We start from the raw sequence: 16,306 nt of genomic DNA, 5'->3' as shown, positions 1-16,306 counted from the left end.
TTACAGATTTTTCACCGGGAGCAGTTCAATATATCCTCTGGTACCGACCGGCTCCAGCTGAATCCGGGGATTTTCGCTGTCCCACCGGTATCCCGCGGCTGACGGCTCGTATCTCTGAATCGCTGTCTGAACCGCCTCGATCGCTGCGCAGTAGTCTTCTTCCTCAAAGGGTTCCCCCTGGAACATGAGGTATTTGGCCGCAGGGAGTTCGATCACATCGAAGCCCTCCGGAACCGGACCGTCGTAATCCATGGTGACCTCCACGCCCTGTACATAGACTGAGGTCCCGGGCTTACGCAAGGACTCCGGAAGCCAGAGGCATACCGGTTCCCCGCAGAGGGATTTCATGCTGGTTAAGAGTCCCCAGACATCGCAGCCCACCTCTTCACAGTAGGGGAAGTAGTCCTCCGCCTTCACCCCTCTCTTGATAATCACCTTGCGCTCCGGTTTGTCGATTGTCTGAATAAACACATTTTTTACATTTTCCATTGCGTTCCATTCCTTTCTGATCTCTCTGTATTTGACGCCATACGGGGTAAACAGATACAAAGGGACCGGATTCCCGGCGTATTCACGCGGATTGCAGCCAAACTCCCGGAAGAACGCCCTCTGGTATCCATCCACGCTGCCGAACCCATACTCAAACGCCACGTCTGCGATTCTGCACTGCTCGTCTCTCAATTTCAGTGCGGATTCGGAGAGGCGCAGCCGCCTGATATAGTCGGCCGGAGTCTGGTTCGTCCACTGCCGGAACAAACGGTAGGAATGCCACGGCGAGAACAGCGATACCCTGGATAAATCAGCCAGCGTAACCGTCTCCTTTAAATGCTCCTGAATATAGTCCTGCATCCTCTGAACCGCTTCCACCTGTTCCTTCATGACTGTCTCCTCCTGTTCTGTGCACCCAGCGGGCGTCTTGAACCGCTTGCGTGCAATTTTGTCATCTTCACCTAAAAAGTTTCTTCACGAACTTTCTGATGTATCTGACACGCTTATCATACAAAAAATCAGAAAAATACTCTCGACCTTTTTTGCTGAACGGAATTCTGATACAGCCGCCTCCTTACCGGGATTCCTGTTCCTGGACGGGCAGCGGCATTAACCACACCTCCATGTAAAGATCGGATTCGTTGCTCCTGTAGTACTTTTCCGCCGAAAACGGCAGTGTTGTCAGGCCATGCGCCGGCAGCCACGTTCCGAATAAGTATTTTCCCGCCTGATCCAGCGCGATGGTCACCAGTTTTTCAAACGTCTCCGCCTCAATTCTGCATACCAGATACTCTCCCACAGGGAGTTCCCGCTTCACAAGCGTGGAAGTGGAAGCCGCTGCCGCTTTCGACTTTGTCTTTGCTTCCATTCCTGCTGCCTCTGTGTCCCCCTCCGCCTGAGCCCCGGCAAAATAGAGAAATGTCCCTGCCTCCGGATCTGCCATATGCGACATCCCCATTTCCGGTCCATCCGACGCCAGTCCATCCACAGATGGTTTCATTTCATGGAATGCTTTCCACAATTGCCCCGGTACATCGATTCCGGTGCTCTCACCCGCCGGCACCTGCCTCTTCATCTCCACGGCAGTCTCCATTCCCAGGTAAGCCTCGGGAACCGCAAGCCGCCTCCGCTCGATCTCCAGAACGATATCACCCGCAATCAGCGGCACGCCCTCATCCACCAGCTGATATCTCATGGACAGCTCCGGCTTATCACACGTATTGAGCATGGGCCAGTCCTTCCTGTACTCCTCCGGCGAGATGCCGTAGGCCTCCTTAAACGCCCTTGTAAATGCGGCATGGCTGGAAAATCCATACTCCACGGCGACATCCAGAATCCGCTTTTCCCTGTCGGCCAACGCGGAAGCCGCCATAGCCAGACGCCTCATCTTAACGTATTCCAATACCGGCCGCCCTGTCAGCCGCTTGAACAGCCGCTGAAAATAGAATGGGGAAAGGCCGGCCGACTGTGCCAGCGCCTCCGTGCTGATATCCTCCTGTAAGTGTTCCTCAATTAAATCCAGTGCTCCTTCGATTGCTTCCCATGCGTGCATCCTCTTGTCTCCTTTCGATATCTGTCTTTCCTTCTATCCTCGTTTTCTGACCTCATTATTTTATCACGCACACACTTTGCCCGCTATCCGTCCAGTGCCCTTTTTCCGCTTCCCCAGGCGCTCCCTTCCCCAAATCCTCCGTCCCCTGCACTGAATTCACCGGGCGCAGCTCAAAACAGCCCGGTGTGCCATTACAGCACATCGGGCCATTCTGTTAAATTCCATGGCGGCGCTCAGCAGTCGCCCACATAATAATTCACAATGCTCAGGTAATCCGCTGGTGTGGGAACCTCCAGGCTCAGACTCAGAATCTTCCTGTTCCTCTGATATTCCGCCTGAAGCTTCGCCTGGATTCCGTATTCTTTGTTTATATTTTCTTTTCTTCCATCAGAGTCCACGATACGAACGGGCCCCGTACAGCCATTGACAGCTTTCAAAAATTCCTTCATATCTAAAATCCTGAGTTTCATCATATCTATCCCTCCTGAACAAAACCGTCCGGCACGCCGGACACCTGCACTGTCTGATCTGTTGTCTTCTCTTTACAATATCATTATAGTGCAGTTTGTTTCAGGAAAATATCATCTTACTGTCATTCTATATCATAATTCCGCCATTTGCTTCGATACTCCATGGGACTGCATCCGATGCGTTCCCGAAATACCTTTCCGAAATAGCTGCTGCTTCCCATTCCGCAGGACTGACAGATCCTGGTGACGGAGTCATCCCCTTCCGCCAGCATGTGGCACGCCTTCTGTAAGCGGTAATCTGTCATATATTCCACCGGCGTCATCTTCAGGCAGTCATGAAACGTGCGGAAGCACTCCCTCTCGCTGATATAGGCTGCTGCCGCAAGCTCCGCCACCGAAATCTTATCCGCGCAGTGTTCATGGATATACACCATCATCATCTTAATCTTTTCACTCGGCCTGCTGCCCTGGGCGCCGTCACCGCAAAGGGGCTCTGCGATCGCAAGCAGACGGCACCACAGCTCCGAGAGAAGCGTCCGCAGGCGGATCTCGTAACCATACTCATCCTCCGAAAGTTCAAACGATTCCCGGAGAATCGCAAGGAACTCCGCGTGCTCCGGCCGATCCGGATAAAGCCCGATCATCTCGATACCAGGGGCTGTGACGAGCGGCCGCACGTATTTCTGGTCAATCCGGCTTCCCGTCTGCCCGCTCACCAGCAGCGGATCGAAAATATGAATCATGGAAACCGACGTCTTCTCCCCCTCCTTCACCCGCGACATGTGGAGTACATTGGAGTTGACGAAGCCGGCGGAGCCCTGTGGGAGGATGATTTTCCCCTGGGGTGTATCATACTCCACCGCCCCCTCTTTCATATAAAACAGTTCGACTTCCTTATGCCAATGCCACGGCGACTGCTTGCCCAGATGCTTCTCCAGTTCCACATAGGAAGCGATATAAGGGAAATCCGGCGAAAAATCAGGCAGCTGCTCTTCATAGCTTCCCGGCTTTAATTCCACAGTATGGATAACTTTCATGGCGACCTCCTGTCTCTGGTCTTTATTATACCAGAACGAAAGGCTGCTGTAAAAAGAAACTGACCTTTCTCTTTACCTGATATTTTATCTGGCGGCTCTCACTATTTCAGCTGCCAGAACCATGTTTCTCAGGCTGGGGGCGGTCTCCTCCTCCCCTCTGGTCTTTAAGCCGCAGTCCGGGTTCACCCACAGCTTCTCCGCCGGTATCTTAGACAGCATCTTCTCCAGTGCGTCCACGATTTCTTCGGTGGAAGGAATCCTCGGCGAATGGATGTCGTAGACCCCCGGCCCCACCTCGGTTCTGAATCCGCATTGATTCAAAGCATCCAGGATGGTCAGGTCCGATCTGGAAGCCTCAAACGTGATGACATCCGCATCCATGCGGTCAATGTCCTCTATAATATCCCCGAACTCACTGTAACACATATGCGTATGGATCTGTGTCTCCGCCTTCACGCCGCTGTGGACCAGACGAAACGCGGGAATCGCCCAGGATAAGTAGTCTTCCCGCCAGTCCTGCCTCCTCAGCGGAAGTTTTTCTCTCAGCGCGGCCTCATCAATCTGAATGATTCCGATGCCTGCCGCCTCTAAATCCAGCACCTCGTCCCGTATGGCCAGGCCAATCTGGCAGGCGCATTCCTTCAGGGAGATGTCTTCTCTCGGAAATGACCAGTTCAGTATGGTAACAGGTCCCGTCAGCATGCCTTTGACAGGCTTTTCGGTAAGGCTCTGGGCATAGGCGGCATAGGACACCGTCATGGGACGCCTGCGGGAGATATCGCCCCAGATTACCGGCGGCTTCACACATCTGGTGCCGTAGGACTGCACCCACGCCTTTTCAGTGAACAGAAAGCCATCCAGGCACTCTCCGAAATATTCCACCATATCATTTCTCTCAAACTCTCCATGTACCAGCACATCCAGTCCAAGCTCTTCCTGCAGTCTGATACACTCCTCTATTTTCCTGCAATTAAACTCCTGGTACTGCCGCTCATCGATCTGGCCTTTTTTATACGCGGACCGGTTGGCGCGCACCTCCTTCGTCTGAGGAAACGATCCAATGGTAGTGGTGGGAAGGAGCGGCAGACCGAACCGCATCTTCTGAATCGCCTCTCTCTCCTCAAATTTAGGAAGCCGTGTAAATTCCTTTTCTCCCAGGGAATTCACACGTTCCCTGACCGCCGGATTCTGACCGCCTCTGGCCTCCCCGAACACACGCTGATTGCTTAAATAAGCCTCCTGCTTCCCCGGCTCCTCCGATTCCAGAACAGCCCTTATATCCGCCAGCTCCGACAGCTTTTCCTCTGCAAATGCAAAGTATCTCCGGTACTGTTCCTCCAGCTTTGTTTCATTTTTCAGAGTGCAGGGGACATGGAGCAGGGAACAGGACGTGCTGAGGACTACCTCGCCCGCCTCATTCTGAATCTTCTCCGCCAGCTCCAGGGTTCCTGCATAGTGATTTTTCCAGATATTCTTTCCGTTTACCACCCCTGCAAACAACACCTTATCCTGGGGAAATCCATAAGTCTTAAGAAGCGGCAGTGACTGCCTGCCTTCCACAAAGTCGAGCCCGATACCATCAAACGGAAGGGCGGTAATCGCTTCATAGCAGTCTCTCACGTCTCCGAAATACGTCTGTAAAAGGACCTTCACCCCTCCTTTTCCGCTCAAAATATCGAAATACAGATCGTGAAAGAGCCTGCTGTCCTCCTCGCCTAAATCCCGTACCAGGGAAGGCTCATCAAACTCGATCCATTCCGCCTTCCTGTCGTCAAACTTCTTTAAAATCTCCCGGTATGTGCAGATGACCTCGTTCTTTACGTCCTCCGCTCTTTTATTTCCCGTAAATCTCGCCAGCTTTAACAGGGTAAATGGTCCGGCCATCACCGGCTTTGTCGTGATTCCCAGTTCTGCCGCCTCATCGTATTCATCGAAGGGCTTCGTTCCCTCAAGGGCAATCTCACAGGAATCCTCGATCTCCGGCACCATATAATGATAGTTGGTATTGAACCATTTTTTCATGGCCAGCGCCTTTACATCTCCGGCCTCTCCCTGATATCCCCTTGCCATGGAGAAATACGTATCCAGCGGGGATAAATTCAGTTTCCTGTACCGTTCCGGAATCATTCCCAGTAAACAGGCCGTATCCAGAAGGCCGTCATAGAAGGAGAAATCATTGCTGGGGATATAATCGATTCCCGCATCTCTCTGCAGTTTCCAGTGGCGTGCACGAAGCTGCCGTCCTGTCTCCTCCAGCTCTCCGGCCGAAAGCTCCTTTTTCCAGTAGCGCTCCGATGCAAATTTTAATTCTCTCAGTTCCCCAATCCTCGGGTATCCAATAACCGATGTCTTCATACGACTTTTCCTCCTGCGGCTGTTCTGATGTTTCGTTATAATCAATTTCTGTTATCATAGCACAACAGTACTCAATCGTATAATTTCTATTTTCCATTACTATCCATAGTTTTAAACTATGGCCTGCTTTCCTGCTCCTTCGCTTCTCTCTCCCGGTTCTTCAGCGCATCGATATGCTCCCGCGCCTTCTGCATATTTCCGTACGGATCTCCTTTTACAGGGTCAAAATCCATATTATAACGGCCCCGGTGTACACCAGGCTTCTTATCTCCATCCTTTAACACGGCACTCACTCCTCTTCCTTTCTGTCATAGGCCTTGATATAGACAAAGTTTTCATTATCCCGCTCCATCCGGTAGGCCGGATTCAGCAGAGCCTCGACAAACTCCTTACCGCCTGAATCCACCGCCACCAGCTTCATACCAAGTTCCCGCTCCACATCCGCTGCCGTAAGGTCGTCCAGGAACACCGCTTCCCCCATGCGCAGCATATTGGATGGGATCTGAAGCACAGCCCCAAGGTCCTCCCCCTGGCACTGACGCTCCTTGAGCTGGCGGATCAGATCCTGTCCCGTAATCAGTCCGGATACCGTAATGGTCTCTCCAAAGAAATCATTGCGTATCCAGTATACATGAATGGTCAGGCCGGGAAACGCCTCCATCATCCGGGATGCAAAATCGCAGATGGTTGGATACGTCAGTTTCCCTGTCGCAATGGTCAGCGTGCGTCTGACGCTTTCTCTCAGGCTGTGGTAATCGTCGCTGTGCACGGCCTCCTTAAGGGCCTCGCCGAACTCATCGATGAACATTCGCATCATGCCTACGCCGTTTTCCAGCTGGATATACCCGTCATACCGTTCCTCTGTCGGAAAATCCCGGCCAGCCGTGATATACCATTCATCGCTGGCATGAATAAAATGGAGGCCGTATCTGTCGTAATACTCCTGCTGATGGCTTTCGATCAGGTCAATGATTTCACCGGCCTCCTCCTTCGTATACAGTTCGATCGGGAACAGTCCCTCTCTGTACTTGGTGATTCCGGCCGGAACGACGCTGACACTCCTTAAAAACGGCAGATACTGCGACAAATCCCGGATGGAGCGTTCCAGCTCCGGTCCGTCATTGACGTTCTTGCAGCACACGATCTGGCCGTTCATCTCCACCCTTCCGTCATACAGCTTCTTCAGATACTTGAGCTTCTCTCCGGCAAATCTGTTGTGAAGCATCTTGCAGCGCAGCTCCGGATTCGTGGTCTGCACCGATATATTAATGGGGGCCAGCTGCATACGGATAATTCTGTCGATGTCCTGGTCCTTCATATTCGTCATGGTAATATAATTTCCCTGCAGAAATGACAGACGCGAGTCGTCGTCTTTAAAATACAGCGTCTCCCGCATTCCCGGCGGCATCTGGTCGATAAAGCAGAAAATACACTGATTGCTGCAGGAACGATAATCACTCATCAGGCCATTATCAAACTCCAGGCCCAGATCATCGTCGTATCCTTTTTCAATTTCCAGTTCCCATTCCTCGCCATTGGCTTTTCTGATGAGTACTTCGATATATTCATCCTTGATTAAGTATCTGTAATCAAAGATATCTCCTATTTTTTCGTGATTAATGGAAAGCAGGATATCTCCCGGTTCTATCTCCAGTTCTTCCGCGATGGAACCGGGGTATACCTCCTTTATCACATGTTTGTTCTCATTTCTGTTCATGAAAGCTGTTCCTTCGGTTTCCAGTAAACCAGCGCACCTCGGAAAGAATACTCATATTCCAGTTTTCCTTCCTCATTGTATCGAAAATAGTTCTGCAGAATCTGACTGATCTGCTCTTTGTGATCCTTCACCCAGTCCGCGCCGGCATCCACCCTGCTGGTCTCGCCCGACACCATCTGTTCTAAATCGTCGTATAGAAACTTCTTCTTCAGAGGGATGACCGTCATACCGGCATCGATTCCCATGGCGTAAAGCACATTGATAAAATAGATCATGTCCTTTTTCCCATAGGTCAGCCTGCATCCCAGTTCCCTCTTCATCTCCATATAGTATGGCGGCATAAACCCCATGTTCATACCTGCAATGCACATCTTTTCTGCTGTTTCGTTCATTTTTCGAAAACATTCCTCCAGACTGCGCATCCGGTAAAAGCAGTTATATCCAAAAACCACATCGTAACGCTCCGCGGAAGAAAATGTCTCCCATTTGCTGCACACCCCGGTCACGTGACGGATCTCCTGCTCCCGCGCTGTCTGATCGATATAGGAGAGTACCTCCGGAGAGATGTCCACACAGGTCATGCGGCCGCAGAGCTTCGCCAGCTCCATCGTGTAATTTCCCCATCCCGGACCAATCTCCAGAATAGAGGCGGTCCGGCAGTCTGCCAGCAGCTTCCTGACCGCCTCCATCACAGTCTCAGCCGTATCATCACGCTGGTAACTCCTTTTTCTTCCCATAAAGCCCTTCCAGAACTCCCGCTCCGCCTCGTCGTCGGTCTGGCGTCTCGAATAGGAACCGTCCGGCAGCGTGATAGCTTCCTCCCAAAGCCGGTTAAAATCAGCGATTTTCACCCGCTCCTCCAGATATGTCATAAAGTCTGCCTCCTTTCAATTCCCTCTTTTCATCTGTGAACCAGGAAACCACCTCTCTGTCATGGGATATGAAGAGATATGCGATTCCTTCCCGCTCCTGAATTTCCTTTAAAATATTTAAAATCTGAGCCTGCACCGACACATCCAGCATGGATGTGGCCTCATCCAGAATCAGCACCTCCGGTTCAGGCAAAAGCGCACGGCACAACGCGGCCCGCTGTATTTCCCCTCCGCTCACCTGATGCGGATAGCGGTCCAGCACCGCGCGGCCCAGTTTTACCTGGGTGAGCAGCTTTTTAAGCTTCTGATCCGCCTCCCGGCAGCCATAGACTTTCGCCGCCTCCATCACGCTCCTTCCGATCTTCCAGTTGGGATCCAGAAACGATTCCGGATGCTGGGAAATATACTGCACGCGCCGCCTGAACTGCTTCATGAGCCGCCTGTCTTTTCCATTCACGGGCTGACCGTGGAAACAGATCTCCCCGCTGTCCGCAGGCTCCATCATGAGCAGAATTCTGGCCAGCGTGCTCTTCCCGCTTCCACTGGCTCCCATCAGCCCCAGCGTCTTTCCCTTTTCCAGCTGGAGACTGACGCCGTCCAGCACCTCCACCTTCTGCCTCCCCTGGTAGGCTTTCGTGATCTCCCGCATCTCAAGCATACTGAAAACACCTCACAATCCGGCCCTCTGTCTCATAGCCCTCCGGCCTTTCACAGAAACACCGTTTCTCCGCGTCAGGGCATCTTGACGCAAACTTACATCCGCCAATCTGTTCGCCGGGCGCGGGAGCGCAGCCCTTCATGGGATGCATACCGTTTACCGGCAGCGACTGTAAAAGTCCCCGGGTATAGGGATGCTTCGGATCGGCCAGAACATTCTTTCCAAATTCGATCATCTCGCCACTGTACATCACTGCCAGGCTGTCACAGAGACCCGTGGCAAGCTGAAGATCATGGGTTATGATGAGCATGCCCTTGATCCCCCTTTTCTTCACCGTATAGAGGGTCTCATAGAGCTGATGCCGCAGCGCCTCATCAAGCCCCTTGGAAGGCTCGTCCGCAATCATCCATTCCGGGCAGGAGGCCGTTCCCATGGCAGCCGCCGCCCTCTGGTTCATGCCGCCGCTCAGCTCAAAGGGATAGGACGACAGCACCCGTCCGGCCTGCTGGGGCTCAAATCCAAATTCCACCAGGAGTCTGGCTGCCATTTCGTTTTTCTGGCCCTTCTGGTTTCCCACGGCCAGCGCCTCCCTGATCTGCCCGCCGATTTTCCGCACCGGATTAAAGGAGTCTGCCGGATTCTGAGGAATCAGCCCCAGTTTTCGCCCCCGCAGCTTCCTCATCTGTCTGGAGTCCAGCGATAAGAGATTCTGTCCATTCAGCCAGATCGCGCCTTCCGTCCTGGCGTAGGCGGGAAGCAGACCCAGAATCGCCATGCCCAGCACAGATTTCCCGCATCCGCTCTCTCCGATCAGACCGGTGATCTCTCCCGCCGCAAACCTGGCATTTACGTGGTCAACCGCCTTCACGAGTCCGTCCTTCACTTGAAAATGCACCACCGCATCCTGGACGGTCAGATTATCATCCATCAATAGCCTCCTGCCTCCCCTCTCTTGTGATCCATCACATCCCGCAGCATGTCGCCCACCAGATTGATCCCGAGAAGCAGGAGCACCAGACACACGCCCGGCGCAATAATCAGATGGGGATAGGAACGGAAATTCATTCTGGCATCGTTTAACATAACACTCCAGTCCGGGTTAGGCGGCTGTATGCCAAGCCCCAGAAAGCTGAGTCCCGAAATGGACAGAATGCAGCGGCCAATCCTGGTGGCAAACAGCACAACCGTATTGCCCTTCATATTGGGCACGATGTGTTTCCAGATAATCGCCTGATCGGAGACTCCCAGAATCTTAAGCCCCTTCACGAAATTCTCCTCCTTCAGCCGCAGCACCTCCGTGCGGATAATCCTGGCAAATCCGGTCCAGCTGGTCAGCACAAGCGCGATCATCAGACTCTGAAAGCTCGGTCCCATGATCCCGGCGATGGCGATCATTAAGCTGGTTCCCGGCAGTCCCTGAAAGATATTCATGCAGACCAGGATCACATCATCACAGATGCCTCCGTAATAGCCTGCCAGCGTTCCTACCGCCATGCCCGCCAGCATGGACAGCACAGTCGCTGTCAGTGAAAGAAGAATCGAGCTCCTTCCGCCGTATAGGATCCTGCTGAAAATATCTCTCCCCAGCAGATCCGTGCCGAGTAGATGGGCCGCGGACGGCGTCCTAAGTGTCTGGGACATATCGACGGCATTGACTTCATAAGGAGCCAGCACAGGCGCCAGAACACTGCCTGCCAGAATCACGGTCAGTATTACAATTCCGATGATTCCCGGAATCATCTGTCTCTTACTCATTTCTGCCTCCCTCCCCGCGCTTTCCGCCGTCTCCCAGCCGTATCTTCGGATTGAGCCATGCGCATAGTAAATCTGCTGCGAGAGAAACGGTGACATAGATCACGCCGGTAAACAGCACATATCCCTGAATCACCGGATAATCCCTTGAATGAATGGCCTCCAGCACGTAGGAGCCGATTCCCGGAAGGGAAAACATATTCTCAATAATCACGGAACCTCCCAACATTCCCCCCAGGTAATTACCGAACAGCGTAATCACCGGAAGCACCGCGTTGGGAAACGCGTGACAGAGCATCAGCCTGCTCTTTTTAATCCCCTTTGCGTCAGCCGCCAGCATATACTGCCTGCCGAACTCCGTCAGCATGGAGGACCGCATCAGCCGCTGAGTCATGGCGATATTGGCGCAGGCCAGCGTGACCGACGGCAGAATCATATGACGGATGCCTCCCACGCCATTGGTGGGGAGCAGCTTCCATTTTTCACCAAACAGGATAATCATGACGATTGCCAGCCAGAATGACGGTACTGCCATCATAAGATTTGTAAGAAATTTCATTCCCTGATCGGGCGCGCGGTTCACAAACGCCGCAGAGAATATTCCGAAGGATATCCCGAAGACGCACACCAGTGCCATCCCGGAACATGCCAGTTTAAGCGTCATGGGCAGGCGGCGGAGAAGTTCTCCGCTCACCTGCGAGTGATCGCTGTATGATCTGCCTAAATCTCCCTGCAGTACCTTTCCCGCCCAGCGCAGATACTGGACCGCACCGGGATCATTTAATCCCAGCTCTTCCCTCTTGGCCTCTAAAAGCTCCGGCGTCACCTGAGAGACGCCATCCCTTCCAAGGGCCATGGCCGCAGGGTCTCCCGGTGTCAATAAGCCCAGCATGAAGGCCATGACGGAAATTCCGATTAACACAGGAATCACGGACAGAATCCGCCGAACTATATATCGAAGCATCTCATACTCTCCCTGTTTACTGTGCCCAGCCTACCTTTGTCAGATCCAGTCCGTAGATCTGCGCCTCATATCCGGCCAGTTTCTTATTGTAGACCATCAGAGTCTTTTCGTTGTAGAGAGGAAGCACAGGCTGTGTCTCAACGGAGATTTCCTGCAGCTTATCGTAAGCTTCCTGACGCTTTACCAGATCGATCTCCGCATCCGCCTGATCGATCAGGCCATCAATTTCCGCGCTCTTTACTCCAAGGCTGTAGTTCACGTTCTGATCGCCTGTGGAATACATGAAACGCTTAAAGATGGTGATGGCTTCCATATTGGAAAGCCCCTGCTGGCCGCGTGCAATATCGTAATCCCCGCTCTTCATCATATCCTTCATGGCCGCCCAGTCATAGGATTCGATGGTCACGTCCACTCCGATCTCCGGAAGAATCGCCGCGATCAGCTCCGCCTCCGCCTTCTGCTCCGTGTTGTCCTGCTGAACCAGATACTTTACGCTGACTCTCTGATCTCCCAGAACCTCTTTTGCAAGCGCTTTTGCCTGCTCTGCGTCGTATTCCACCGGGAAGTCCTTATAGAACGGCGTGCTGTAGTTTAAGATATTGGAAGTAGGGGATGCGTATCCAAGATAGATATTATCCGCAATGGCGTTTCTGTCTACCAGAAGGCTGAACGCCTTTCTCATTCTGACATCATCAAACGGCGCCTTTGTTCCATTGAGGCACAGGAAATCGATCATGGTAGAATTGGTCGTCGTGATCGCAAACTGGTCATCCTTTACAAGCTCCACAGCGAGAGCCGGCGTGATCGCCTTTAAATCGATAACGCCCATGATTTCTCCGGACTTCATAGCGGAGAATCTGGTATTGACATCCGGGATCGTCATCACGCGGATTGTCTTCGCCGCAGCCTTCTCTCCCCAGTAATCCTCGTTGCGCTCCAGGAGTACGTACTGATCCTTAACATTCTCGGTAATCTTAAATGGTCCCGTACCCTGTGCAATGCCGGTGTAATTATAATTTTCATCAAAGCATTTGGGGCTGTACATGGCGCTTCCGAAATTGGTCATGGTAAAAAGAAGGGTCGGTGAGGCCTCTGTAAAGGTCAGCTGCACCGTATAATCATCCACCTTCGTTACCTGGTCAAGATTCGGATAAAAGCTGTCGATGTTCAGGCTGTAGAAGCCGGAAGGCTTCACCTCTGATCTCATCCGGTCAAAGTTATAAAGCACTGCGTCCGCATTGAACGCTTCGCCGTCATGGAATTTGACGCCTTCCTGTAAATGGAAGGTCCAGGTCTTCGCATCGTCAGACATCTCCCAGCTCTTCGCCAGCTTTCCTACCGGCTGTCCGGCTGCATCCATCGTGATCAGCGGTTCCCATACATAGAGAATTACGCTGCAGTAGTAGGCGTCATCCACGCCAGGCGCCACATTCCGGTAGCCCGCCAGGACAATCTCATCGTCCGGATTCACGGCCGCTTCTGTGGTCTTTTCCTCTGAACCTGTTTCTGTACCCGCCCCGTTCTTTGCCTCAGCACTTGTCTGAGCGGTCTCTGTGCTCTGTGTGCCGGCCTTCTGACCGGAACAGCCGCTCAGCATCAGGGTCAGAATCACCGCCAGGAGCGCGAACATGGAATACGCGCTTCGTCTCTTTTGTCTCTCTTTCATAGTTCCTCCATTCGTCTGCTTTTCGCAGGTATCATCCTTGTATAACTGCATATCATACCGTAATTCATAAGCGCAGGCCAAATCAGAGGCCGCCGGAAGCAAAAAAAAGAAACGCTTTTTTATTCCGCGTTCCCGTCATCAGGCATAAACTATTAAGCCCCTTCTGCGCCTTACGGCAAAAAAGAGCTTCTTTATCCCAGATGCATTGCCTTACACGGAGGCTTCATCTTTTCCTATTAAGCAGGTTTCCTGACTTACAGATCAATGCTCCATCTTCCCTTCTCACATCTTTGATGCAATGGATTTGAAGATATCGCTCCCTGAATACAGTGACCGGATCGCTCAGGATTCTCACCTGATTCCCTCTTGAACATGCACTTAATATCATATGATTCAATTATACTTCCCTATCATAGCACAAAGTTCCGTTCTGTTCCACCTATTTAATCATTGCCGCAGACTATTTTTCCATGTCGAGGAGATACACGTCCGCGCCTTTCCACACCGCGGTATGAGGCAGGGAACCGCAGTATAAATGTCGTTCCCTCACCAGCCGCGCTCTTCACCGTGACCTCTCCCCCGTGCTTCTCCACGATGTCCTTTACGAGGGGAAGTCCCAGACCGGCTCCGCCCACGGCGCGGGACCGGGACTGATCCACCCGGTAAAACGGTTCAAAAATATGGGGAAGCGCTTCTTCCGGGATTCCAATTCCCGTGTCTTCGATCTTCACAGTCACACCATTATCATCTCTGCCCGTGACAATCGAGATGGACCCATGCTCCCGGTTGTATTTTGCCGCGTTCTCCAGCAGATTGCTCATAACGCGGTAAAGCATGACGCGGCTGCCGGTCAGGCTGATATCCGGCGTATTCTCGATGGAGACGGTCAAGTCCTTTTTTCGGATCAGCGGTGAAAGCTCATAAAGCGTTATGGCAAACACTTCGCTCAGCTCCACTTCCTCCTCCATCTCGTGGTCCTTATCCGACGTCAGGCGCATCAGGTCCTCCACCAGACGGATCATCCGCTCCGTATTCGCTTTTACGATGGTCAGCACCTTTTCCATGCGGTCCGGCGAGGTCTTCCCGTCCAGCTCCAGAACCTCCAGATTCACAAGAATCGTGGCAAGCGGCGTCTTCAGCTCATGGGCGGCACTGGCGGAAAAGCGTTTCTGCCGTTCAAATGAAGCGCTGACTTTGTCCATCATATGATTAAAAGACCGGGCCAGCCGGCCGATCTCATCCTGTCTGCCCTGTATCTCCACGCGGTTCGACAAATCATTGCCGCTGATCTCCTCAATCGCGGACGACAGCTCCTTCAGCGGCTTCAGCACATGGCCCGCCATCAGCCACGTCGCCCCGGTTCCCAAAATAAGGACCAGAAAAAGGGCCGCCATCCCCCATAGGTTAAACTGCGTGCCCGCCTTTTTCAAGGAAACGGTAACCTCCTGCAAGTCCATATTTTCGTTAGGGACTCCCTCTTTTTTTACACTGGTGATGATAATATCCTGGGGCTGAAACGTCATCTTCTGCTCTAAGTCTCGTACGAAAATGCGGTCTGCCCCAAATAAGAACATGCTGGTCAGTATGACTGCCACACTGGCCATCACCAGGGCCGACAGAAGGGTCAGCCGCATGCGGAGTGACAATTTCTTCATCATAGAGGTTCCTCCTTATCGATCAGATATCCGGCGCCGCGGATACTGCGGATGATTTCCTCATCCGTAACCGCCTGAAGCTTGCGCCGTATGACGCTGATATAGACCTTCACCTGATTGGAAAAGGGATCGGCCTCCCTGTCCCACACATGCTCCAGCAGTTCCTCTGCACTGACCGGCCTGCCCATGTGAATCATCAGATATTCCAGAATTGCGAATTCACGCATGGAGAATTCCAGCGGCTTTCCCTGAAAAGCAGCGGTCTTTAAATTGGAATCCAGACAGAGACCTCCCCTCGTCAGGGCGGCCTCTGTCTGGATAAATGATCTTCTCAGCAGCATACGAATGCGTGCCTCTAATTCCTCAAAATGAAACGGCTTGGTGAGATAGTCGCTGGCTCCGCTGTCCAGCCCGATTATCTTGTCTGCAAGCTCCGAGCGGGCAGAGAGAATCAGCACCTTCGCCGGGTTCTCCATGGACCGAATGTGCCTCAGCACTTCCATGCCATCCAGACCGGGGAGATTTAAGTCGAGCACCACCAGATCATACTCATTGATCCCGCACTGTTCGACCGCGTCGGCGCCGTCACCTGCGGCGTCCACCGCATACCCGCGTCTGCGCAGGCCGTAGCACAGCGCCTCCCGCATATCTTCCTCATCTTCCACAATCAAAAGTCTCATGGTAAATCAAATCCTCTCATCCTTTTTGGTATCCCGATAAAATCCTTCTACTCAGCCGCGACGACGCTGTATACGACACTGCCGTCATTGCTGATTCCTTTTTCCGTCCAGCTGATATAAATCTTCGATCCGTCTTCCGCGATAATATACGTTTCCCCATTTTCATCGGTTCTGATCTCAGACTTATATTGTCTATTCCCGTCCGCATGGTCCATAACGGTGGAAGTGCATACGGCGGATTTGCTGGTATCCGCCTGTACATCCTTTACCGCCGCAGAAGCGGTAAAGGCTAACGTCGTGGCTGCTACGGCTGCTGCTGCCAAAATGGCTGTTGTTCTGTGTTTTAACATCATAAATGCCTCCTGTTATTCGCTCTTTTATTTTCTGTGTTATGTGATCACAGGCTTATTATACAGGAGCCAGGGTTAAAGTACGGTTA

The 16,306-nt window shown here is 52.5% G+C and carries 16 protein-coding genes and 1 riboswitch; all 16 genes read right to left on the bottom strand.

Going from position 1 to position 16,306, the window contains the following annotated elements:
* The 16 genes from H8S80_RS23575 to H8S80_RS23500 all read right to left on the bottom strand — a co-directional run bounded on the left by H8S80_RS23575 (position 1) and on the right by H8S80_RS23500 (position 16,220).
* A complete protein-coding gene (locus tag H8S80_RS23575; protein ID WP_117622097.1) occupies positions 1 to 879 on the bottom strand; it encodes a helix-turn-helix domain-containing protein in 879 nt (292 codons plus the stop codon).
* Between the two features lie 184 nt (positions 880 to 1,063).
* Positions 1,064 to 2,041: an AraC family transcriptional regulator gene (locus H8S80_RS23570; protein ID WP_117622096.1), complete on the bottom strand. Its 978-nt coding sequence runs from the start codon at positions 2,039 to 2,041 to the stop codon at positions 1,064 to 1,066.
* Positions 2,042 to 2,274: 233 nt separating this feature from the next.
* Positions 2,275 to 2,514, bottom strand: coding sequence for a hypothetical protein (locus tag H8S80_RS23565; protein WP_002601390.1), 240 nt, complete (start codon positions 2,512 to 2,514; stop codon positions 2,275 to 2,277).
* Positions 2,515 to 2,633: 119 nt separating this feature from the next.
* Positions 2,634 to 3,548: an AraC family transcriptional regulator gene (locus H8S80_RS23560; RefSeq protein ID WP_117622094.1), complete on the bottom strand. Its 915-nt coding sequence runs from the start codon at positions 3,546 to 3,548 to the stop codon at positions 2,634 to 2,636.
* Between the two features lie 84 nt (positions 3,549 to 3,632).
* On the bottom strand, positions 3,633 to 5,903 hold the full coding sequence (gene metE, locus H8S80_RS23555) for a 5-methyltetrahydropteroyltriglutamate--homocysteine S-methyltransferase (protein ID WP_117622093.1): 2,271 nt from the start codon (positions 5,901 to 5,903) through the stop codon (positions 3,633 to 3,635).
* A 116-nt stretch (positions 5,904 to 6,019) separates the two neighbouring features.
* A complete protein-coding gene (locus H8S80_RS23550) occupies positions 6,020 to 6,187 on the bottom strand; it encodes a hypothetical protein (protein ID WP_181987977.1) in 168 nt (55 codons plus the stop codon).
* A 5-nt stretch (positions 6,188 to 6,192) separates the two neighbouring features.
* Positions 6,193 to 7,620, bottom strand: a complete 1,428-nt coding sequence (locus H8S80_RS23545; RefSeq protein ID WP_002601394.1) for a DUF512 domain-containing protein — start codon at positions 7,618 to 7,620, stop codon at positions 6,193 to 6,195.
* The gene (locus H8S80_RS23540; RefSeq protein WP_002601395.1) at positions 7,617 to 8,492 is read right to left on the bottom strand and encodes a class I SAM-dependent methyltransferase; all 876 of its coding nucleotides are present in this window, start codon (positions 8,490 to 8,492) and stop codon (positions 7,617 to 7,619) included. Before H8S80_RS23540 ends, H8S80_RS23545 begins: the two co-directional genes overlap by 4 nt.
* The gene (locus H8S80_RS23535) at positions 8,458 to 9,150 is read right to left on the bottom strand and encodes an ABC transporter ATP-binding protein (RefSeq protein WP_117622092.1); all 693 of its coding nucleotides are present in this window, start codon (positions 9,148 to 9,150) and stop codon (positions 8,458 to 8,460) included. Before H8S80_RS23535 ends, H8S80_RS23540 begins: the two co-directional genes overlap by 35 nt.
* Positions 9,143 to 10,078: an ABC transporter ATP-binding protein gene (locus tag H8S80_RS23530; protein WP_117622091.1), complete on the bottom strand. Its 936-nt coding sequence runs from the start codon at positions 10,076 to 10,078 to the stop codon at positions 9,143 to 9,145. The genes H8S80_RS23535 and H8S80_RS23530 overlap by 8 nt, the downstream gene beginning before the upstream one ends.
* Complete coding sequence (locus H8S80_RS23525) at positions 10,078 to 10,905, bottom strand: ABC transporter permease (protein WP_117622090.1); 828 nt, start codon at positions 10,903 to 10,905, stop codon at positions 10,078 to 10,080. The genes H8S80_RS23530 and H8S80_RS23525 overlap by 1 nt, the downstream gene beginning before the upstream one ends.
* Positions 10,898 to 11,866, bottom strand: a complete 969-nt coding sequence (locus tag H8S80_RS23520; protein WP_055658826.1) for an ABC transporter permease — start codon at positions 11,864 to 11,866, stop codon at positions 10,898 to 10,900. The genes H8S80_RS23525 and H8S80_RS23520 overlap by 8 nt, the downstream gene beginning before the upstream one ends.
* Before the next feature lie 16 nt (positions 11,867 to 11,882).
* Positions 11,883 to 13,532, bottom strand: a complete 1,650-nt coding sequence (locus tag H8S80_RS23515) for an ABC transporter substrate-binding protein (RefSeq protein WP_034563336.1) — start codon at positions 13,530 to 13,532, stop codon at positions 11,883 to 11,885.
* 222 nt (positions 13,533 to 13,754) lie between these two features.
* Positions 13,755 to 13,929: riboswitch (cobalamin riboswitch) on the bottom strand.
* 46 nt (positions 13,930 to 13,975) lie between these two features.
* Positions 13,976 to 15,190 carry a sensor histidine kinase gene (locus H8S80_RS23510; RefSeq protein ID WP_117622089.1) on the bottom strand — a complete coding sequence of 405 codons (1,215 nt, stop codon included), beginning with the start codon at positions 15,188 to 15,190 and terminating at the stop codon, positions 13,976 to 13,978.
* Positions 15,187 to 15,867 carry a response regulator transcription factor gene (locus tag H8S80_RS23505; protein ID WP_117622088.1) on the bottom strand — a complete coding sequence of 227 codons (681 nt, stop codon included), beginning with the start codon at positions 15,865 to 15,867 and terminating at the stop codon, positions 15,187 to 15,189. The genes H8S80_RS23510 and H8S80_RS23505 overlap by 4 nt, the downstream gene beginning before the upstream one ends.
* A gap of 47 nt (positions 15,868 to 15,914) precedes the next feature.
* Positions 15,915 to 16,220 carry a hypothetical protein gene (locus H8S80_RS23500; RefSeq protein WP_055658818.1) on the bottom strand — a complete coding sequence of 102 codons (306 nt, stop codon included), beginning with the start codon at positions 16,218 to 16,220 and terminating at the stop codon, positions 15,915 to 15,917.
* Between the last annotated feature and the right edge of the window lie 86 nt (positions 16,221 to 16,306).

This window comes from Hungatella sp. L36 (genome assembly GCF_014288035.1).
The sequence above is the reverse complement of the archived record's forward strand: the minus strand, read 5'-3'. Positions and strand labels throughout refer to the sequence as shown.